The sequence below is a fragment of the Oscillatoria sp. FACHB-1407 genome (assembly GCF_014697545.1).
In the GTDB taxonomy this organism is placed as follows: Bacteria; Cyanobacteriota; Cyanobacteriia; order Elainellales; family Elainellaceae; genus FACHB-1407.
Genome location: NZ_JACJSA010000030.1, coordinates 1 through 21,128, shown reverse-complemented (window position 1 = coordinate 21,128; position 21,128 = coordinate 1). Strand labels below are relative to the sequence as shown.

18 protein-coding genes and 2 tRNA genes are annotated in these 21,128 nt (G+C 50.8%); 6 read left to right on the top strand and 14 right to left on the bottom strand.

Features of this window, described 5'->3' with window-relative positions; translation table 11 throughout:
- Positions 1-561: 561 nt before the first annotated feature.
- Entirely contained in the window at positions 562-687 is a 126-nt protein-coding gene (locus tag H6G89_RS36015; RefSeq protein WP_255519555.1) for a hypothetical protein, read from the bottom strand.
- Positions 688-734: 47 nt separating this feature from the next.
- Between H6G89_RS36015 and H6G89_RS30855 the strand changes: the two genes are divergently transcribed.
- Together H6G89_RS30855 and H6G89_RS30850 are read left to right on the top strand one after the other, a co-directional pair.
- Positions 735-4,409, top strand: coding sequence for a PAS domain-containing hybrid sensor histidine kinase/response regulator (locus H6G89_RS30855; RefSeq protein WP_190513857.1), 3,675 nt, complete (start codon positions 735-737; stop codon positions 4,407-4,409).
- 39 nt (positions 4,410-4,448) lie between these two features.
- Positions 4,449-4,586, top strand: coding sequence for a hypothetical protein (locus H6G89_RS30850; RefSeq protein WP_190513856.1), 138 nt, complete (start codon positions 4,449-4,451; stop codon positions 4,584-4,586).
- A 1-nt stretch (position 4,587) separates the two neighbouring features.
- Here H6G89_RS30850 and H6G89_RS30845 read toward each other — a convergent pair whose 3' ends face one another.
- From H6G89_RS30845 to H6G89_RS30825, 5 genes are all read right to left on the bottom strand, one after another.
- Complete coding sequence (locus H6G89_RS30845; RefSeq protein WP_190513855.1) at positions 4,588-5,367, bottom strand: MBL fold metallo-hydrolase; 780 nt, start codon at positions 5,365-5,367, stop codon at positions 4,588-4,590.
- On the bottom strand, positions 5,364-6,431 hold the full coding sequence (locus tag H6G89_RS30840; protein WP_190513854.1) for an ABC transporter substrate-binding protein: 1,068 nt from the start codon (positions 6,429-6,431) through the stop codon (positions 5,364-5,366). Before H6G89_RS30840 ends, H6G89_RS30845 begins: the two co-directional genes overlap by 4 nt.
- A 140-nt stretch (positions 6,432-6,571) precedes the next feature.
- Positions 6,572-6,769, bottom strand: a complete 198-nt coding sequence (locus H6G89_RS30835; protein ID WP_190513853.1) for a DUF2949 domain-containing protein — start codon at positions 6,767-6,769, stop codon at positions 6,572-6,574.
- A 99-nt stretch (positions 6,770-6,868) separates the two neighbouring features.
- Entirely contained in the window at positions 6,869-7,444 is a 576-nt protein-coding gene (locus H6G89_RS30830) for a Uma2 family endonuclease (protein WP_190513852.1), read from the bottom strand.
- A 10-nt stretch (positions 7,445-7,454) separates the two neighbouring features.
- Positions 7,455-8,996 (bottom strand): phytoene desaturase family protein, encoded by a 1,542-nt coding sequence (locus tag H6G89_RS30825; RefSeq protein WP_190513851.1) that lies wholly within the window; start codon positions 8,994-8,996, stop codon positions 7,455-7,457.
- A 205-nt stretch (positions 8,997-9,201) separates the two neighbouring features.
- On the opposite strand from H6G89_RS30825, the gene H6G89_RS30820 reads away from it, so the two are divergent.
- The gene (locus H6G89_RS30820) at positions 9,202-9,852 is read left to right on the top strand and encodes a sugar transferase (RefSeq protein WP_190513850.1); all 651 of its coding nucleotides are present in this window, start codon (positions 9,202-9,204) and stop codon (positions 9,850-9,852) included.
- Between the two features lie 317 nt (positions 9,853-10,169).
- Here the strand turns inward: H6G89_RS30820 and rfaE1 are convergent, their stop codons facing one another.
- The 4 genes from rfaE1 to H6G89_RS30800 all read right to left on the bottom strand — a co-directional run bounded on the left by rfaE1 (position 10,170) and on the right by H6G89_RS30800 (position 14,138).
- Entirely contained in the window at positions 10,170-11,195 is a 1,026-nt protein-coding gene (gene rfaE1, locus H6G89_RS30815; protein WP_190513849.1) for a D-glycero-beta-D-manno-heptose-7-phosphate kinase, read from the bottom strand.
- Positions 11,196-11,200: 5 nt separating this feature from the next.
- Positions 11,201-12,250 carry an energy transducer TonB gene (locus H6G89_RS30810; protein WP_190513848.1) on the bottom strand — a complete coding sequence of 350 codons (1,050 nt, stop codon included), beginning with the start codon at positions 12,248-12,250 and terminating at the stop codon, positions 11,201-11,203.
- Positions 12,168-12,437 carry a hypothetical protein gene (locus tag H6G89_RS30805; protein WP_190513847.1) on the bottom strand — a complete coding sequence of 90 codons (270 nt, stop codon included), beginning with the start codon at positions 12,435-12,437 and terminating at the stop codon, positions 12,168-12,170. Before H6G89_RS30805 ends, H6G89_RS30810 begins: the two co-directional genes overlap by 83 nt.
- Before the next feature lie 105 nt (positions 12,438-12,542).
- Positions 12,543-14,138: a DUF1565 domain-containing protein gene (locus tag H6G89_RS30800; RefSeq protein WP_190513846.1), complete on the bottom strand. Its 1,596-nt coding sequence runs from the start codon at positions 14,136-14,138 to the stop codon at positions 12,543-12,545.
- A gap of 789 nt (positions 14,139-14,927) precedes the next feature.
- Between H6G89_RS30800 and H6G89_RS30795 the strand changes: the two genes are divergently transcribed.
- The gene (locus H6G89_RS30795; RefSeq protein ID WP_190513845.1) at positions 14,928-15,470 is read left to right on the top strand and encodes an alpha/beta hydrolase; all 543 of its coding nucleotides are present in this window, start codon (positions 14,928-14,930) and stop codon (positions 15,468-15,470) included.
- 307 nt (positions 15,471-15,777) lie between these two features.
- Here the strand turns inward: H6G89_RS30795 and H6G89_RS30790 are convergent, their stop codons facing one another.
- From H6G89_RS30790 to H6G89_RS35350, 3 genes are all read right to left on the bottom strand, one after another.
- The gene (locus H6G89_RS30790) at positions 15,778-15,978 is read right to left on the bottom strand and encodes a hypothetical protein (protein ID WP_190513844.1); all 201 of its coding nucleotides are present in this window, start codon (positions 15,976-15,978) and stop codon (positions 15,778-15,780) included.
- Between the two features lie 209 nt (positions 15,979-16,187).
- Positions 16,188-17,207, bottom strand: a complete 1,020-nt coding sequence (locus tag H6G89_RS30785) for a low-complexity tail membrane protein (protein ID WP_190513896.1) — start codon at positions 17,205-17,207, stop codon at positions 16,188-16,190.
- 101 nt (positions 17,208-17,308) lie between these two features.
- Positions 17,309-18,580 carry a pentapeptide repeat-containing protein gene (locus tag H6G89_RS35350; protein WP_242060200.1) on the bottom strand — a complete coding sequence of 424 codons (1,272 nt, stop codon included), beginning with the start codon at positions 18,578-18,580 and terminating at the stop codon, positions 17,309-17,311.
- 300 nt (positions 18,581-18,880) lie between these two features.
- Between H6G89_RS35350 and H6G89_RS30770 the strand changes: the two genes are divergently transcribed.
- Positions 18,881-18,967: transfer RNA gene (locus H6G89_RS30770), tRNA-Ser, on the top strand.
- Positions 18,968-18,969: 2 nt separating this feature from the next.
- Here H6G89_RS30770 and H6G89_RS30765 read toward each other — a convergent pair.
- Positions 18,970-20,544 carry an adenylate/guanylate cyclase domain-containing protein gene (locus tag H6G89_RS30765; RefSeq protein ID WP_309230134.1) on the bottom strand — a complete coding sequence of 525 codons (1,575 nt, stop codon included), beginning with the start codon at positions 20,542-20,544 and terminating at the stop codon, positions 18,970-18,972.
- 371 nt (positions 20,545-20,915) lie between these two features.
- On the opposite strand from H6G89_RS30765, the gene H6G89_RS30760 reads away from it, so the two are divergent.
- Positions 20,916-20,996 (top strand) — tRNA-Leu (locus H6G89_RS30760).
- The last annotated feature ends 132 nt before the right edge of the window (positions 20,997-21,128 follow it).

Genomic DNA, 21,128 nt, shown 5'->3' with positions numbered 1-21,128 from the left:
GGGGGTGGGGGGCTATGCCCCCAGCCAGGGATTCCACCCCTGCACCCCAGATTCCCACCCTTATTTAACGTGAATTCGGGATAAGGATTTCGGCGGTTAAAACCGCCGCTATAAGAGCAAAACCGACCTGCGTCGGTTCGTCAAACCTGGATTTTCCGGAGTCCGCGTCGGCGGACTTGGCTCGAGTCGCCGCGAATTCATTCGCCGGGCTCTTAAACCGAACTGACGTTATTTACGACGAGTTGTACTAAGGGTTATGAATTAAATAAAATGCAATTTTTTTGCGGGGTGTGGCATTGCCAAACCCTTACAGCAAGAAATTTGCCCACGTTATTTAATTCGCGTTTCTAAGAATTCAGTCGCAAGTCAGAGATAATTAGGCAAAACCAACGAAGCTAATGTAGCGATCGCCATTTAAGTTAGGACAGAGGGAGTGTTAGGGCTGTCCCCCAGAAATGGGGTTTTTAATCCCTGCATCCCGTCTAAAGCCTAGTGACTAGGGTTATACAATCAGGCAGAGATTACGGTAAGCGATGAGTATCAAATCAGCTTGCAAAGATTTTAATCTTTACGCTTTAAAGTGGCGTCGTTGTAGCTGTAGCCATATTCGATGGGGCGGAGGTGAGTCAGGAAGCTTTCCCAGCATCGGGGTTGAGCCATTGCCTTTGCCTGAAGCTTTCTGACCAAAGCTATATTATTTCTGCTGGCTTTGATACAGCCATTCGGCAACCTGTATGAGTAACGTTCAAACGATTGAGCAAACCTATAATTTGCTAGATTATCTGCCGATTGGAGCATTTATCCTGCGGCAGGATTTTACGGTTGCCTTTTGGAATCGCTGCTTACAACAATGGACAACCATCACCAAACGCCGCATCGAGGGTAAAGATATTCGTAGCTACTTTACCCATTTTCAGTTTCCAGATTACGCCAGAGCCTTACAGCAAGTCTTTACTGAGGGCACAACAGTTACCTTCACAGGGGAAACGTATCAACATCTAATTCCGGCAATCTTGCCCAATGGCAACCAGCGCAAGCAAAGTACAACGGTAACGGCGTTGCCTGCTCCCGATGGGTTTGGGTTTTACGCGCTGTTTTCAGTGCAAGACATCAGTGAAATCGAGCCAGAAGAGGCGAGTGTGCCGTCAGAGGCGAGTATCCCGGAGGCGATACGCCAACCTCTGGAGGAGACGCCACAACCCCCGGAGGAACCCTTTCGATCGCTCGTTCAAAACGCTTCTGACATCATTACTATTCTGGCAGCAGATGCCACAGTTATCTATCAAAGCCCTTCCACTGAGCGGATTCTAGGCTACCCTTCTGACTTGTTTTTAGGTCGCTGTGCCTTTGATTGGATGCATCCTGATGATGTGGCAGAGGCTCAAAGTGCCTTTCAGGCGTTAACCCAAACGGTGGGTGACTCAACCTGCATTGAATATCGCTGGCGACATGCCGATGGCTGCTGGGTCTATCTGGAGTCGATGGGCAGTAATCAACTCGACAATCCCCATGTCCAGGGCATTGTGGTGAATACGCGCGATATTAGCGATCGCAAAAAAATTGAAGCTGCCCTGCGCCAAAACCGCGAACAGCTAAACAGCATCCTCAACTCTCTTGCCGATGTGGTCTGGTCGGTTTCTGCGGAGACAGGCGACATTCTCTATTACAGCCCTAATGCGGAATTGCTGTATGGGCGACCCATTGAAGATTTTTTGGCTGACCCAAATTTGTGGCTCAAGCTTGTCCACCCTGACGATCGCCAACAGGTCGTTGCTGCCAGCTATAGCCTGCGGCAAACGCGGGGTCACGATGTGGAATACCGCATCCTCAGACCCGATGGAGATATTCGTTGGGTGCGCGATCGCGCCCGTTTGATTGAGGATGATGAGGGCAACGCCATTCGGGTTGATACCATCATCACCGACTTTACCGAGCGCATTCAAATTGAGGCAGCCCTGCGCCAGAGTGAAGAACGATTTCGATCGCTGGTATCTAACCTACCCGGAGCGGTGTTCCGTCATACCTATGATCCGAACGCCGACCCCGTTGGAGCCGCAAAGTTTGTCAGTGATGCGATCGAGCAAATCTGTGGCTACCCCGCTTCTGATTTCATCGACAATCGGGTGCGATCGTTCATCGATATTGAACACCCCGACGATGTCAGCAAACTCGATCGCGCCATCGAGCAAAGCCTGATCGATCGCCAACCCTATGCCCTGGAATATCGCATGATTCACGCAGATGGGAGTGTGCGGTGGGTCTACGAAAAGGGACGCTGTGTTCTGGATGAGCACGGCAACCTGTTGTGGCTGGATGGGGTGATTTTTGATATCACCGATCGCAAACAGGCAGAATCCGCTCTAGAGCAGCAACGCGAAGAGTTGACGCTAAAAAACATTGCCCTGGAACAAGCCCGTGGCGAAGCTGAAGCAGCCAATCGCGCCAAGAGCAATTTTTTGGCAACCATGAGCCACGAAATCCGTACGCCAATGAATGGGGTGATCGGGATGACCAGTCTGCTGCTGGAGACAGACCTGACCCCGCAACAACGCGATTTTGTGGAAACGATTCGGGGTAGCGGGGATACGTTGCTGACGATCATCAACGATATCCTCGACTTCTCAAAAATTGAAGCCGGCAAATTGGAATTAGAAGCTAATCCGGTTGATCTGCGAGCCTGTGTCGAAGGGGCGATCGATCTGCTCGCCTCAAAAGCCCTTGAAAAAGGACTAGAACTTGCTTACCTGGTTGAACCTGGCGTTCCTCAAATCATCATGGGCGACGTGACCCGCCTACAGCAAATTCTGGTAAATCTGTTAGCCAATGCCGTCAAATTTACCAATGCCGGGCAAGTCAGCGTTGCTGTGGTGGCGCGTCCTCTGCAACATCAGCCCAAGCAAGATCAACCCGACTGCTATGCCATTCGGTTTACAGTGCAGGATACGGGTGTGGGCATTCCCTCCGATCGCCTCGATCGCCTGTTTCAGCCCTTTTCGCAGGTTGATTCCTCCATCAGTCGCACTTATGGCGGCACAGGGTTGGGGTTAGCGATCAGTCAACGGTTGACCGAGATGATGGGTGGTCGGGTTTGGGTCGAGAGTGAAGTGGGACGGGGGTCTACGTTTCATTTCTCGATTGTGGTTGAGGCAATCCCATCTGGCTCCAATCAGTCTGCTTCAGTCCATTTGTGTTCTCGTTCAGCCTCCTTTAATGGAAAGCGGTTGTTGATTGTCGATGACAACCGTGTGAATCTGCAAAACCTCACCTATCAAGCGCAGCAATGGGGCGTCACTGTCTGCACGGCTACATCTGGAGCAGAGGCACTGCGCCAGCTAGACCAGCACCCTCCGGTTGATGCTGCTTTGATTGATAGTCATATGCCTGATATGGATGGAACTGCTCTGATTGCGGCTATCCGACAGCACGCCACACAGCACGCCATGCCGCTTGTGTTGCTGACCCAGACGCATTCCAGGGTAGGCGAATCGCTACCTCCTCCTCCATCTGGTGTGAGTTTGTTAAACAAACCCATTCGTCAGGCGCAGTTTTACGCGATGCTCATTGACCTGTTTGGAACCGAATCACAGGTTACCGATGCCAGGTCAAAGATCGCTCAACCCAATCTCAACTTAGCGGAGCAGGCACCGCTCCACATTTTGATCGCAGAAGATAATGCTGTGAATCAAAAAGTCTTGCTGCGCTTGTTGCAACGCATCGGCTATCAAGCAGACATTGTTAACAACGGGTTAGAGGTATTAGAGGCTCTGTCTGCTCAACACTATGACGTGGTGTTGATGGATGTTCAGATGCCGGAGATGGATGGTTTAACGGCTACTCAACAAATTCATCAGCGATGGAAATCCCATGACCGTCCTTATATCATTGCCGTCACAGCAAATGCCATGCGGGGCGATCGCGAAGAGTGTTTAGCCGCTGGTATGGATGACTATCTGAGCAAACCCATTCGCACCGAAAAGCTGACTCAAGCCCTCAAACAGTGTTATCAACAGGTATCTCAAACTCGCTCGGCGATCGCCGCTGCTGAAACCTATGCCAATGTTATTGATCAAGATATTCTGATCGCCTTTGGTGAAGAGATGGGAGGCATCACCAGTGAAGTCTTAGGAGAGTTGATCAATTGTTTTTTAGAAGAAGCTCCAAAGTTATTAAATACGCTGAAAACTGCGAATCGACACAATGACATCACAACTCTAAAGCGCACCGCCCACACTCTAAAATCGAGTAGTGCAACCTTTGGCGCAACAAAATTAGCACAACTCTGTAAACAGTTAGAACAGACCCATGAGAGCGTGACCCAGCAACACATTACTCAAGTGGTAGCAGAGTATGAGCGCGTTAAATCTGCGTTGCAAATACAACGGGATCAGATTAATGGTTGTTTGGGTTGAGCACTGAATTAACGTCAGTTCGGTTTAAGAACCCAGCGAATGAATTCGCGGCTATTAGAGCGAAGTCTGCCGATGCGGACTCCGGAAAGTGCAGGATTTGACGAACCGACGCGGGTCGGTTTTGCTCCGATAGCGGCGGTTTTAACCGCCGAAATCCTTATCCCGAATTCACGTTGAATCAGGGTTTGACAGATTGCGGCAACACCTCAGCAGGGCATCCGGGCTTGCGTCGAGCGTCTAAATACTCTGCCATGATTTGGTGATAGCGTTCTTGCCCAAACACGCGATAGTGCCCTGGATAGACGGTTTCTACAGGCAGCGTTTGCAACCGTTCATAGGTTTGAATGTAGGTGGGAATGTGACTGCAATGCAGTTCATCCAGCAACTCACCATCGTAGATCACATCGCCCGAAAACAGATCTTGCGCTTTGGGGTCATAGAGGGCAATGCAACCAGGGGAGTGCCCCGGTAAATGCAACACTTCAAAGGTGCGATCGCCCAGATCCAGCACATCCCCCTCATGCAAAATGTGGGTTGGCTCTGCGGCGTGGAGTTTGTATTCTGTAACGGTAAACCCTTCATGGGGCAACTGCTCAAAGTGCTCTTCGAGCACCCACCCCTGCTCTGGTGTACACAGTGCCTCGTAGTTGTCTCCCGATCGCAATGCATCTGCTTCAGCCGCGTGGATGGCACGATGGTCAAACTCGTGCATTCCTCCAGAGTGATCAAAGTGAATGTGAGAGGCGATCGCCAGTAGGGGTTTGTCAACCAGTTCGGCGATGTGGTGTCGCAGACTGGACACCCCCAACCCAGTATCGATCAACAAATCCTGGTGTTGACCTTTAATCAACCACAGGTTGGCTCGGTTATACCAGTAATAGTGAGGTTCAGTGATCAGATATAAGCCGTCACTGATCCGTTCCGTGGTAAACCAGCGATCGCAAACTTTGATACTCACGTTGTTTGGGCTGCCTTAACAAAAGTGGGGTCAACTAATGCTTTTAAACTATCAGCTGTGAGAGCTTCTGGGATCTGATTTTGCTCTTTCAAGAACTGCCCCAACGATTCCATGTGGTCAACCAAATAAATGCCGCTGTTAGGGTCATCCATCATTTTAACGTTGTCCTCAACGTTGGTTAAGCCAACCCCTTTAAGCTCTACTTCAACTTCTTCTGGTGTGAGTTGGAGCATTCGACCGGCGATCGCTAACGCTTCATCTTTGTTTGTTTGTAAAAACTCTTGCGCTTTAAAGATGCCGTTCACAAATGCCTGTGTTGCTTGTGGATTTTCTTGTACAAATTGAGTGCTGAAGATGTATACATCCACGATCGCCGTTGGCATTTTAGAGGTGTCGTAGATGATGCGTCCATCACTTTGAGCATCATTGGCTTGCTTCAAGAAAGGAGAATAGGTGACCGCAATGTCTACCTTACCAGAGGTGTATGCTGCTGCTGCTGCATCAGGGGTGACGTTAGTGATCTCAACGTCATCTCCGGTTAAGCCTGCTTCCTGAAGCACTTGCAACAAGAAGAAGTGGCTCACACTACCGATTTCAACGGCAACGTTGCGTCCTTTGAAATCCGCGATATCTGCAACACTGTTGCGTGCCAGAATGCCATCACCCCCCAAGGAGGTGTCCGCCACCTGGACAATCCGAAAATCTTGACCCTTCGCGGCAAAAGCAACGGTTTCAGAGGTCACGTTGTTAATGCTTTGAATTCGTCCCGCTGCCAGGGCGGCATTTCCTTCTCCTGTGGAGCTAAAGACCTTGTGCTCCAGGTCAAGCCCTCCTTCTTTAAAGAAGCCCTTCTCAATGGCAATGTAGAGTGGGGTGTAGCCAATCCAAAGGGTGCTACCGTTAGCTGCTTTAACAGGTTCTGTAGGAGACGCTTCAGCAGAAGCAGCAGGAGAAGAACTGGTCTGAGGAGGTTGAGTGCAGGCATGAAGCGTTAAACCACCTGCAACTCCTCCCATTAAATACAGCGCACGACGACGTGTTAATCCTGGAATGATTTGACTCATACTGATCTACTCCTTAACCCCTCATGTTGAGCGAAATCTTTCGTCATCATTCATGATTCCGCTGCACGAGAATGTCTATTGAGATACAGATTCAGGCAAGAGGGATGCGATTCATCACGCCTGTGCAAACCAGGCACAACCTAAACTGCCAGGTGCTCCATCCAGGCAAAAATGCGATCGAGTTGAGATAGAGTAATTAGCCCGTACTGCCAAAGGATCATGGGCAGCAAATTAAAGTTGCTTTCTGGGTGTCGTAGTGCCAAACGAATCGAAGCGGCAGGAATTGCCAGTTCACGGCGGAGAAACCGAATCAATTGAGCTAATTTGGTTGCTTCCATGACTTCATCCCCAATCCTATTGCTTGGTGATATTGAGAGTAGGGGAAGAATCTGAGGAACTTGTGAAGCGAAACTGAGAATTTTGCAAGAAGTTAATGATTATTCTGCGGCTTTTAAGATTTGCTCAACCGTCAATTTCACTATTGGGAACAGGGGCGATCGCACCTCTTCTGCTCCCTGGAACACCGTTTCTTCGTACAGCCCATCCACCAAAGTTAGCAACGTGATTTGAGCCTTTTCGGGGTCAACAATCCAATGTTCGGCAATGCCCCGCGCCGCGTATTCTGAGCGTTTGTAGCGATAGTCGCGGTCTTCGTTGGTCTTACCAGGAGACACTACTTCCACTACCAAAGCTGGAGGTGGCATTTCAGGGGTAATAGTGGCTCGTTTTCCGCCTAACGCAACTAACAAATCCTCTGTTAATACCAATAAATCGGGCAGGCGTACTCGTGCTCGATGACCTATGACCACAATCTCCGTATCTTTATGGCGAATCAATCGAGCAGAGATCACTTTCGCAAACTCTAAAAGTAGAAAGATAGCGATCAAATTATTTCTATCACTTTCGGGAAGCATAGCGACTAGTGCTCCGTCCACCAACTCATAGCGCGTGTCGGTGCCATCGTCATAGTTGAGATATTCCTCTAGCGTGAGCCGTTTTGTGGTGGTCGCCATAGCGGTGAGGTTAGAGCCGATACTTTGATTTTAAGGTGTTGGCGCAGAGAATACCGGAGGCAGCGACGGCTGGAACGCCAATGCCCGGAAGGGTGCTGTCACCGACGCGATACAACCCTTGAATGGGGGTGTAGCAACTGGGAAACATGCCTTGCCCTGCTGCGATCGCCGGACCATAGGTGCCCTGATGTCGTCGTAAGTAATGGGCATGGGTCAGGGGCGTGCCAATTAGTTCCAGGGTAATTCGGGAGCGGATATCTGGAATCACTCGCTCTAATGCGCGATAGAGAGCTTGGGCGCGATCGCGTTTGCGGCTTTCATAAGAGTCGTCTCGCTGCCAACCCTCGGCGGGTTCCAGCGTATAGGCATGGACGACGTGGTGCCCCGGAGGAGCCAGACTGGCATCCCACACGGAGGGAATGGAAATCATGCAGGTGTTTCCTGGCACCGTGATGTCTTGGGTCGCATCATGGACAACCACATGATGTCCGGTCAGGTGCTCCAAGCCATCTGCCCGAATACCCAGGTGCAGGTGCATGAAGCTGGCGATCGCTGGCGTTTGCAAAGCCATCTGACGGTAATCCGTGGGCAAATCTTGGGGTTGCAGCAAGTGGGTGTAGGTATCCCAGATGGTGGCGTTAGAGATGACGACAGACGCTCTCAGGGTTTCTCCTTTGCGGAGCCGTACGCCTGTCACTTGACCTTGTTCGACGAGAATCTGATCGACATGGGTATTGAGCCGCAACTGACCACCCCACCGCTGCAACCCCCGCACCAGAGCCTCGACGATCGCCCCACTGCCGCCAACGGGGTAATCGATTGTGGAATGCGATCGCTCTCCCATCATGAATGCGACTTCGGGGGCGATCGTGCCGTATGCCTTCAACCCCGACAGCAAAAAACACTCCAGATCGATCAATCGCCGCACCCAGCGATCGCTCACATACTGATCCATCACAGTTCCAACGGAGCTTTGAATCACGCTCAGTTGTGGTAGGAGTTTCAGCAATTCCAATGAATATCGGCTCAGCAATGTCGGAATTACAGACAAGTCAGCCCTCAGAGCAATCGTTGGGATGCCCCGTAATGCCTCGTACAACTGCATCAATCGTCGCTCAAACCGGGCAAACTCCTGTGCTCCGGTGGGGGTTATTTGGGCGATCGCTTCTCGATAGCGATCGGCATTTCCATAGACCGCAAAGGTGCCCTCAGGAAAGTGGTAGTGTCCCAACGGGTCGTAAGCCACTGCCGAGAGAGACTCGCCTAACTCCTGCAACACCTGACACAGCGGATTGAGCGATCGCGGGTCGCTGAGCCCACAGTAAAACGAGGGTCCTGAGTCGAAGTGAAAACCTTGCCGCACAAAGCTGTGTGCTGCTCCTCCGGCGATCACATGGCTTTCACACACAATCACTGTCCAGCCATAACGGGCTAGCAGAGCAGCGGTGACTAACCCCCCAATGCCACTGCCAATCACAATAGCATCGGCATCACGTCCACTGGCGGTTTGTAAGGCTAGATCAGTATTACGAGCTTTTTTTTGGGGTGTCATACGGCTGCTTACACTGGAACTTTATAAAACTCTCATCTAATTCAAAGATTGGGCAAACATCAGCAAATTCACTACCCGTATTCCTAATGAGGCTCCTATATTGGCTGAAGCAAGCAATCAACCTCAGGCTAACTCACCCTCAAAGGAGTAAAGGACCGTGATACTTACCTCTGAACCTCCATCCTCCTTGTTAAATCAATCCTCTATGTTGGTTCCTCTCTCTTCCGCTGTCAGTGCTGAAAAAGATGTTCACCCTTCTGTAACCAGCAGATTAAAACGACTGATTGATATCGTGGGTGCCTTAGTTGGTTTAACAATTACTGGACTGATTCTGCTGCCAATTGCGATCGCCATCCAATTGGATAATCCAGGTCCACTCTTCTACAGCCAAATCCGTTGTGGCTTAAATGGGCAAACCTTCCGCATCTGGAAGTTCCGCTCTATGATTGCAGATGCTGACCGCCTTAAGCACTTAGTTCATAATCAGGCTAAGGGCAATATCTTCAAAAACAAGAACGACCCGCGTATTACTAAGGTTGGTCGTTTCCTGCGCAAGACAAGCTTGGATGAACTGCCTCAATTTTGGAATGTGTTGAAAGGTGACATGAGCCTTGTGGGCACTCGTCCTCCCACAGTGGATGAAGTTATGAAGTATGAGCGTCACCACTATCAGCGATTGTTAGTGAAGCCCGGTATCACTGGTGAATGGCAAGCAAACGGACGTTCTAAAGTGGAGGATTTTGAGGATATCGTGAAAATGGATATCTCCTATCAGGAAAAGTGGTCTATCCTCTACGACTTGCAACTGATTTTCAAGACCGTTCTGGTCGTCCTGAATAAGAACGGCGCGTACTAAAAGTTTCGACTCCTGGGGTTATTGGGATACGGGGCAGCATTCAGTTATCTGATGCCGCCCTGTTTTTTTTGGGATTCACAACAGAAGTTGGAGTTTTGCCAAAACTTCGACTTTTAATATCAATTTGAATTGAAACCGCGACGGAACCCTGTACGGGTTTGGCATTGCCAAACCCCTCCTAAACCTTGATTTGTCTAAAGACCCGTTTAAATTGGTATGAGAACTGAGGGCTGAGGACTGAGGACTGAGAGGCAGGCAGCATATCACGTTCAAAATGAAGAGATGCCTAACAAACCGTTCAGTTGCTATGGCGATCGCTACTGCTCTAATAGCTGATTCAAGGTTGATCTGATGTCGTGAACGGTTGTGGTGGCGGTGCCAAACTGACGAATGACTAGACTGGCTGCCACATTCCCTAAAATGGCGGCTTCCCAGGGGGTAGCTCCTGCAATTAACGCCAGCGTCAATGCCGCAACAACCGTATCCCCTGCTCCCGTTACGTCAAAGACATCGGTGCGGTTAAAGGCGGGAATCGTTTGTTCGGAGCCATCGCGCCCAAACAGGCTCATACCTTCTTCGCCACGGGTAATTAAAATGTGGTGTGCCTGGGTCAGATTGAGCAAGTCTTGCCCTGCTTTCATCAAATCTGCGGGAGTGGCGATCGCGTATCCCACCGCTTTTTCTGCCTCTGGCAAATTTGGCGTAAAGATCATTGCGCCTTTATAGCGATAAAGCTCTTTTTGGGTGTCTACAATCACACGAGGATGCTTTAAGACAGCTTCAATCACAGGTTGTGTTAACACCCCATCGCCGTAGTCAGAGCAAACAACGGCATCAACCGAATCAAGGTGTTGCCGAATATAGTCTGCCAGTTGCTCCTGTAGCTCGACATCGGGCAAATCGTCTGATTTGCGATCGATCCGGACGATCTGTTGGGTCACAGATTGCCGTGCGTGCCCTGAAATGCGGGTTTTAGTGACCGTGGGACGCACCGGATCAACCAAAATTCCTTCGGTATCGATGGTGGCATCCGTAAAGATGCGCCGGAGTGCCTGCCCCTGTTCGTCTTTGCCAACCAGCCCGACCGATTTCACCTGGGCACCCAATTTTGCCAGGTTGTAGACTGCGTTGGCTCCCCCACCGGGAATTTGCCGGGTTGTTTCGTGCCGCAAAATTAGCACCGGAGCTTCGCGTGAGACGCGCTCGACCTGGCCCGTTAAAAATTCATCGACGGTGATATCGCCCACCACCAGGACTCGCGCCTGGGAGAACTGATCCAAATAGTGATGTAATCGGGGGGCGATCGCCCTTAGCTCAGCAGCAAAACTAGGATCGACAGTCACGACAACTAGCCCTCATTGGACTGGGGCGCACCCGATGGAGTTGCCCCCTGCGAGGGACAGTTGGTTAAGTTTTGTCCAAACTTAACCCGAACGTAATAGACGCGGCGATCGCCCTCAATGGCGTAATCTGGCTTTTCATTGGTGGCGGCTTGCTCAAAGTCATACTCAGCGATCGCTGCCAGAGCTTGCTGATCAAACGCCTCATAGCCAGAACTTCGCAACTTACTCGGCTGCACAACAAAGTTGCCATCTGCATCCAGCACCACTCCAAACCATGCTTGGTCGGGCAATCGTTGGAGCCGTGCAAAACACGCTTCACGTGGGGGAGCTACTTCGATTTCATGTAGGGGGATTTGATCAACATCGTCGGGCGATCGCCCCAAAGCCTCTGTAAACCATCGCAACGACTGTTCCTCGCCAAAGCCTCTGCTAGTTCCTTCGCTGCTGTAGGTATATAACTGGCGCAGGCGCAGTTGCTCCTGTCTGAGTTGAGCAAGGCGATCGGGGGGTGCGGCAGGAGCGGTGCCTTGAGGATTAGGGGTTGCTCCTGGCGGGTTAGACGATTCGCCTCTGTTGGGGTTGAGGGCATCTGCACCGGGGGACGGGGAGACAGTCTCAGACGGTGTGGGAGAAGGGGTCGCTGCTGGGGTGTTGGTTTCAGGGGGAGCTTCTGGAGGAATGGTCGTTTCAGTTCGTCGCCGCAGCGGATTGCTGTTGGTGGATCTGCGATTGGTGTATTGAGGTGGGGGCGGCAACTGTGGCAACACAATTGGCGGTAAGGTCTGGTAGTTGGGCACCGGGGGTTGAGTCGGAACCGACGGATAGGGATTTGGTAGCGGTGCCAGAGAGAAGAAGTCAGACCCTGCTTCCTCTTGAGGCACGGGTGGAACGGTCACCTGGGGAGTGGAAAAATCAGGCAGACGACCTTGCTCGGCAGGTGTCAACTCCAACAACGCAACCGATCGCCGGATGTCAGGCTCCTCGGTTGGAGACGACTGCACTGGCAGCAAGGGCAGCACTACCCACATCAATCCATGCACACCGACTGATGCCATGATTGCCAGCGAGGTTGGCTCTCGTAACATCGGGCTGAGGGTTTTGGGGAGTGACCTGATCCACAAACGATAGGACATAACGCCTAAATGGGGGATAAAAACTGCAATTTAATTCCAGTGTCCTGGCGATCGCTATAACGACAATAGCAAACGACAACCGTAACCGCTTAAAAGTTGCCAACAGCATTCAGGAATTTCAAGCCCTGTCCTTTTTAGACGGTCAACGCTGCAAGCAGGGGAACTTTGGGGATATGAGAAATCTAGGGCGATACAAATCTAGGGCGATGCAAATTTACGGCGATACGATGTAGGGCGACGGAATCGGATCAGCTTGTCCGGCTCTCACCAGGGCTTGATAGACAAACGCCGCCACTTCAGCGCGAGTGGCTTCACGATTAGGGTTTAACCGATTGGCAACCGGATAATTGACGATGATGTTTTGTCGAGTCGCAGCGGCGATCGCCCCCACTGCCCAATTGGGAATCTGACTGGCATCCTGGTAACGGTTAATCGTGCCAACTTCGTTGGTGCTTAACTCTAACCCACTGGCGAGCGACACCACCACCTGCACCCTGGGGATGCGCTGCTCTGGCTGAAAGAGTTGCCCCGGATAGCCGCTCAAAAATTGCCCCTGATATGCCGATTGAATCGCCTGCCGTCCCCAAAAATCACTCCGCACATCCACAAAGTTAATCTCCGATCGCTTCGGACTGGGGGTAAATGCCTTGTTGATAATAGCGGCAAATTGGGCACGAGTCACCGGAGCATCTGGGCGAAAGGTGCCATCGGGGAAGCCATTGATAATGCCACGGGTTGCCAACGCATCAATGTAAGCCTGTGCCCAGTGGCCCCGCACATCCGTAAAGACCGATGGGGGCGTATTGCTGGCGACAAACTCGACTAACCCGGAGATACGAGCCGTATCAATATCGTTGCCGATGGAATAGAGGGTGTTGTTGCGGGTAGCGTTGTAGAGGTCATAGCGACCGTTGTTGCGAATGACGTTGCTGCCAGAGTCTTCCGCAGTGCCCAGGTCGGGAAGGGCGTTGGCGATCGCCACGACTCCATCCCGTGTATTATCTTGAATCACGTTATTCCGCAGGGTGGGACGTGCCGCGTTTGAGACGACCACTCCATCCACATTGCTCAAAATCTGGTTGTTAGCAATCACCGGAGCCGCATTATCGCCTACGGCAATACCAAAGCCAGTGTCTTCAAACACGTTGCCCCGAATCTCGCCCCGGCTCTCGCGTACAACGGCAATACCGTTGCCATCGTTGCGCGTAAAGATATTGTCCTCAATGCGGGGGGTGCCTGTACCCGATACAAATATGCCATCCCGCAGGCTATTAGAGAACGTGTTGTGGCGAATCACAGGATCGGTAGATTCCACCCAAACGGCAGTGCCGCGAGTGTTGGGGTTAGTAACAGTGACCCCAATCAACTCACTGTCTTCGAGGGCGCGAATCGTCACATTTTGCCGTGCAAAGGTGGGGCTGACATACTCCCCACTACCAATAATCAGAACGGTTTGCCCTTTGTTGGCGGCATCTCCTCGGAGGCTGACCCCAGAGCGCAACACCAGCGGAAAGATCTCTCCTGTATCGCGGGTGTAGCTACCAGGGGCAAGTTGAATCACTGTGTTGGAGCCAGCGCGTTGTAGCGCGTAGGTAATGGTTCGTAAGGGAGCGTTGGTTGACTCGCCATAGCTGGGGTTGTCTTGACCCAATACCGGGTTGACATGAAGCACCCTGGCATTCGCAATCAGTTGGGCATTGACGGTGGAGCTAGATGCATGGGAGTCAGCAACCGCAGGCGCGATCGCCCCAGTCGCCCCCGTCAGGAGTAGCAACGTCACCAAACCAATTCGTGTAGAGAAGTGTGTCATCGTTGTGGGAGCTTGTCGATAAGGGAGCCAATGTAGATTGATAGACAATACAGAGTTATAGATGATGTTTGGGCGCAGTCACACAGGTTGAGGACGGTTTATCGGGGTGAACCCTTCACGGGGATGTCCTTCTCCCAGTCCTCTTGCCTTCTGTTGAAGGGGCACGACTGTCAGCGTCAGGGGGAAAATCAAGGTTTCATAACAACATTGGCTCTTAAAATATGCCATCTTACCGGAAGAAAGCGATGCATAGCATAGATAAATCTGATACTCAATCTCCAATTTAGATGGCGCAAAGAGGATCTTATCCCAAAGGACTTTGCCCTCTCCAAAGTGACCTTTTGGTCTATCCAATACGGAGCTTTTAATGCCAGATCTGGATAGCTAGCAAAACGCCTCCCCATTCTCTCAGGTATTGCTAAGTTAGCGTCAGTTCGGTTTAAAAGCCTGGCGACTGAATTCGCGGCTATCAGAGCGAAGTCCACCGACGCGGACTCCGGAAGATGCAGAATTTGACGAACCGACACGGTTGTTTTGCTCCGATAGCTGCGGTTTAAACCACCAAAATCCTGATCCCGTCACGTTAAGTGAGCGATCGCCCAATCGGCAGGGGCGAGTTTTGCGGTCAAATCCATTGCAGCGTGCAGATGAGTCTGCTCCCGACTGTACGGTTTGCGGATTGATTCAATTCACGATCCGAAGGATCACTCAAAGGATGGTTGAAACCGCAACTTGTTTCGCATTATTGTCGTCGAAGAAACATAGACCAGATGACATTACAAGGAATTCATGTCACGAACTTGGATCAGATGTTGGGGATGGATTGTTGGGTTTGCCAGTGTGGGGTTGATAGCAACAGAGGCGATCGCTGCTGAACGGGTCGTGTGGCGATATCGTCTGTTGCAAGGGTCTTTATCGGTTGAAGAGTTGACTGCTCTGGCGGAGACGGGGGAAGTGTCTCCTGCCCTGCGTTCCTATTTTCGGTTGGCACGACGCAACCCCCAACAAATTCGTCGGGTCTTGACTCAGGAGACAACGGTCAATCCCAGAGTGTTGGATCGTGTGCTAAACAGCCCCATTGGCAACGTAGCAATCGATCAGGTTAGCCAGGCAATTCATACCCCTTCACAGCAGGCAAACCGACAAGCCATGCGATCGGCACTCGTACTGTCTGCCAGTGACGACAGCCGCATTAGCTTGATTGAAGTGATTCAAAACTATCCCACTGAAGAGATTTATGTGGATGGCGATCGCCTTGCCGACGCTTATCAACAGATTGCGGGACTCCAGGATCGGCTCAACGATCTCTTAAATGGTGGCAACCTGTTTTGAAGCCATTTTTGAAGCCTTGTTTGCAGCCATAGACAGATCGCTCATACGGCTGAAAGAGCCGACTTCTCACGATTTGTAATGCTTAGTACAACTCGTCGTAAATAAGGGTGGGAATCTGGGGTGCAGGGGTGGAACCCCCCGGCTGGGGGCACAGTCCCCACACCCCTCTGGTTTTATTTCTAAACCCTATCTGTGAATAGCAGTACTTAGGAGCATGGATTAAATAAGGTGCAATTTTTGTGGAGGGGTTTGGCATTTCCAAACCCGTACAGCCAGAACATTGCACATATTATTTAATTCGCTTTCCTTAATAAGCCAGCGTTTCCAGCGTTTCCCGTAAATAACGCCGCACCAATTGATCAAGGCTAAGCTCTTGCAGTTGGGGGTCAGTGTTGCGTTCCAGTTGCCAGCGTTGAAACCCAGAGCTATTGGCGATCGCCTGCTTTAAGCTGTCCCAAATGGTGCGATCGTCTGAAAATTGACCGATAGGCGTTGAAAGAGAAGTCATAAATCGTCCTGATACAAGGTGCTATCAACAAAATGTCGAAGTAACGAGTCAATGGAACCCAATCTCACTGTCTTCAGATTAGCGTAGTTCACAAATTTCGTTGTGCTATAAGACACGGTTATGAGTTGAGACAAAACGGGGGTTAGCGTGAGTTTGGGATAGGGCTTGGATGAACCCCTACCCCACCATGGCTGGACTCGATCACCCATTTACTCTTGCTCTTTCATGCCGTTCTCCTCTGCCATGTCTGCTGCCGTGACATCAATCGGAGGGTTTTCAACGGGGATATCATCTAAAACGATCTCCGGTTCGGGCGCAACCTCGGCGGATATAGCGATCGCCGCGACTTCATCGACAACATCTGGCTCTAATGGCTCCAAATCGATGGGAGGGGGTGGTTCTGGAGTATCAATATCTTCAGGATCCGTGTCATCACTTGCGATCGCATCCCCATCAATTTCATCAGCAGCAAGCTCATCAAAATCATCGTCCGCACTGGTTTCTGGGCTGGTTGTTGATATGACAGGAGGGGTTGCCTCTGTAAAGGATGGGGTTTCCTCGGTAGTTGGGGCGGTGTTTGAATCGACCGCCGAAGGAAATGGGACTGTCGTGGCTGCTGGGGATGGTTTTGGTGCCTCAGCGACAATGTCAGGCAGGATACGTTTGACAGGGATCCCAAGTGAGGTAAAGCTTTTAGGAATTTGTTCTAACGGGTAAGGCTCAGTTGCAGTAAAGGTGGCTTCACGAGTCAAGAGAACGGAAGCGACACTGAGTGGCACTTGCAAAAACAGGTTGCTGGCGAGAAAGGCGATCGCTGCAATCAGCAGTCCTACCCCTCGTCCTGCGTTGTGCAGTGGAGTCACCTCAGAGGCGATCGGTGCATAGCGGTAGAGTTGCCACAACACCCACAACAGCACCACACTACCCGCAATCCCCAGAATCCGATTATTGGGAGATTTAAACAATTGCAAGAGCTTTCGTTGGGTGACGCTAAGCTGCTCTGGTTTTAGGGCGATCGCCAGCAAGCTAAAGATGTAAAAGGGGCGTTGCCACTGCATCCAGACAATCGGCGCAATGCCTACGACTGCCACCATTAACAATTCCAACCCCATTGGCAACACTGGATCGCCCACCGCCAATCCTAAAAAGCAGATTTCCAGAAAAATGGGTAGGGCTGCGATGCCCGCCAAATGAACCCACAAATAAGGATCTGACCAAAAAGAGCGCATAACCACGTCAACACAACGGTATTGAAGCCATCTTAATACTGGGATGGCAGTGCAGGAGTGTTGAGTTTTGTGTCTGGCTCGCTGTCTATAGTGAGCAGGAATTAAGCATGAACCTTGCCATCGGGCATGATCGCGCCTTTGAGGATTGCTCCCGTCAACTTGACCATGACGCGATCGGTCACACCCACACGAGCACCACTCAGGTCGGCTCCACTCAGGTCGGCTCCACTCAGGTCTGCGCCGATTAAATTGGCTTCACGTAGATTTGCGTTCTTGAGATTGGCTTGTAGCAGATTAGCTCTAAACAAATTCGCTTTATGCAAATTTGCATGCGTCAAATTGACCTTATGCAAAAAAGCGTCACTCAAGTTGGCATTACTCAAATTGGCGTGGCTCAAGTTTCTGCCCGATAGATCTCGCTCCCGCAGATTAGCTCCACTCAAGTCTGCGCCGCTCAAATCGGGGTTTTGTTGCTTGGTCTGTTGTGAATGAGTCTGTTGTGAATGGCTTTGTTGTGAATGGGGCTGCTGCGATTGGCTTTGTTGCGAATGAGTCTCGTGAGTCTTTGAAGAAGACTGGTGAGATGATTCGTGATGAGACTGGTGGGTAGAGGCGCGATGGTGATCGGATGCCTGATGAGATGAAGTGTGGTGAGTTGAGTTGTGGGGATGACTGGATTGCCCGTTTGAGGCGTTTTTAGACGCTGACTGATGGGTAGACGAGTCAGCAGCCGTTTGCTTGTGATAGTTGGGGTTGAAGTTGGACTGACTGTAGTAGCGGTAGTATTTGGACTGGCTCTGTTGATTGGGTGTTGATTGGCTGGAGGTGGAGTGCCCCGATGAGCCGTTACTGGAGGTGTGATGCGATGAGTTGTGGTTCGACGAGTTGTGGTTCGATGAGTTGTGGTTCGAGGAATTGTGGTTCGAGGAATTGTGGTTCGAGGAATTGTGGCTGGATGAGCTATGACCTGATGAGCCGTAACCCGATGAACCATAACCCGACGATGTCTGGTTAGACGAAGCCTGCCGATAGGAGTGGGACTGAGAACTGCCCTGGCTCCCTGAATAATAGCGATAACTCGAATTGGGAGGCTGATATCCCCCACGGGATGCGCTCTGAGATGACGGCTTGGGTTGGCTCTTTGCCTGAGCCGATTGTGAGCCGTTGCTACGCTGATGAGAACGCAGGCGATCGCGTGCGTCGTTTAGTTCCTTGAGCTTTTCCTGTGCTTTTTGCTGCAACCGGGGATTGTCTCTCGGAATGCGGTCAGGGTGCCAGATAAAGACCAAGTCCTTATATGCCTGGTTAACCTCCTCCATTGAGGCTCCAGGCTCCAAGTCTAGCGATCGGTAACAACGTTCTAAATCGTTCATCTCCATCAACATACCATCAATTGAGGCTCTGCTAGAGCGAACCAGAACCCGCGTGACTCATCCTCGGTGCGATCGCCACGCACTCCTTTCCTTATGCTATCCCTTCAACCCAAACTCTAGAAATAATGACATTAAAAATTTTGGGAATTATAGCAAACGGCAGAAGGGGATAGGGTCTATTCCCCATTTCCACTTTTTTTACATAAAATGCGCGATGTCTTGTTTAACTGCAACAAAATTCTGCTACCATAACGATCCTGTGGCTGAATAAAGTCACCTCGCCTAGAGCGAGATCCCCCTGGAGAGATGGCCGAGTGGTTGAAGGCGCAGCACTGGAAATGCTGTTTAGGGGTAACTCTAACGAGGGTTCGAATCCCTCTCTCTCCGTTTCAGTCAGACTTTTTCGCTCCTGTTAGAGCAAAGGCAGGGACAGACGACGCTTTCCCTTTGAGCACAACTTCCCCTAACGGTTCACAGTAGTAGCGATCGGCAATACACTCATACACCTCTTTAGTCAGCAGAATTTGGTTAGGAGCCGCATAGCTCATCAAACGCGCTGCTGTGTTGACTGGGTCACCCAAAATATTGAATTCGCGTCTACCTCTCGGTTCACCAATTTCAGCCGCAAACACTGAACCTAAAGTAAACCCCATGCGACAGGTCACCTCCAACGGTTGATTTGCCACGATGGGTGGTTGCAGATTAGCTACAATCGCTCGAATCGCTAAGGCGGTATCAGCCGCCTTGGTCACATCATCAAAGTGATTGCCAAAGACCCCGAAATAGATGAGAAAGTCAGAGCCAACGGAGTGATAGGTCACTTTTTGCAGAATGCCTCCCCGGCTCTGTACGGCTGCATTGATAGCCGCAAATACCTGGGAAAAACTGGCAACAATGCCTTCTGTCTCTTCGGGAGAAGCCGTATCCACCGCTTCTGGCAAACCCTTGAGGTTAATAAATACGACAGCCGGGGTAGGAAAGTCAGGAGGAATGCGGCGTTGAGCAGCATTTTCAACCAGCAGATTGAGAATGGACACCGGGAAATAGCTCGCCAGTGGCTCAACTCGTTTGACGACTTCGTTAATTTCTGTCATCAACCCTTCTTTGCTGCGATCGATTAACAACGCAGTTGCATGACGACGACGAGTGAGTGTGATGTCATACTCTCCCAGTTGGTCAGCCGTGAAGTCATCTTTGACCAGCATGTAGTTTTCATCCAGCGATTCCAACCGAAAGTCGTCGCATAGAGGATGTGCGGTTGCACCCCCAATGGGGTAATCCCCGGTTTCCATCGTTAAACACACACGACCCACTTCCCCGGCTCCCTCTGCCCGCTTTGCTCGGCGCACCGATCGCCCCAATAACACATGCACCATCCGCATTGGCGTACCAATATCGGCAGTCAGAAATCGCCCGGCATGAATGCCAACCCGCATTCCCAGCGAAAAGGTGCCTTGAGCCGTTTCAATATTGGCAAAGTTGCTCATTGCCCGTTGCATTCGCAATCCTGCTCGCACAGCCTGCGCCAGATCGCCCCGATTTGGGTCTGCCAAAAACTGCACCAACATGGCATCCCCTGTGAATTCCAACAAATCTCCACCCGATTTGCTGATGATCTCGATCATTTCCGAAAAGTAGCGATTCAGCACACTCAGCAAAACAGCCGCCCCTTGCTCACCGACCGCTGCATTCGCTTCTAATAGGGGCGTGAAACCGGCCAGATCGGTAAACAGCAGGGTGCCCTCTTGCCAGCGATAACTGATCTTGCCGGGGCAGGGGGGATCTTCTGAAACCTGACGAGGAGTGTAATCTTGCAGGATGCGCTGCAAAGTCCGCAAGTGTTCAAACACTTTCATCAGATTGTTAGATTCAGGAGCAGCCCAGACCGCTGCGTAGAGATCGGCTGGTAATAGGGAACGAAGTTTTAGTTCTAAAGTGGCTAAAGACAAAACTGGATCAGACACAATTTAGCCTATTGAGAAAAAAATATAACTAGAACATAGTCCGTAGCTTAAACCAAGCACCCGCAAAACTCACCCAAAAGCATCACAATAATTAATTACATTAGAGGAAATCACCGCCATTGCATAAAAATTCCTCAGACTTGTCAAGATTTAGCCTCTTATAGCCCTACGCATATGCATTAGGACATAAGGGGGTGTGGGGCTGTGCCCCCAGCCAGGGGTTTCACCCCTGCACTCCGTTCTAACCTTAGTGAGTCCTGCTATAACAGGAATTTTTCAAAGTGACGTCAGAGTGATTGTCAAATGAACAAGCTAAGAGGTATGCTTAAAAACTGGAGTGAGTGACAGGATTTGCTACTCCATCGTTTCTTGCGGATGTGGCGGAATTGGTATACGCGCACGTTTGAGGGGCGTGTGGCTTTGCCTTGCGAGTTCGAGTCTCGCCATCCGCATTAATTTTTTTATGAATCATAGCTTGTGAACTGTGATTGAAAGCATAAGATGAGCAAACCGCTCATCTTATGCTTTCAGAATTGGCTGCTCATTTTATGCTTACGAAATACCCTTGAGTAAGCATAAAATGA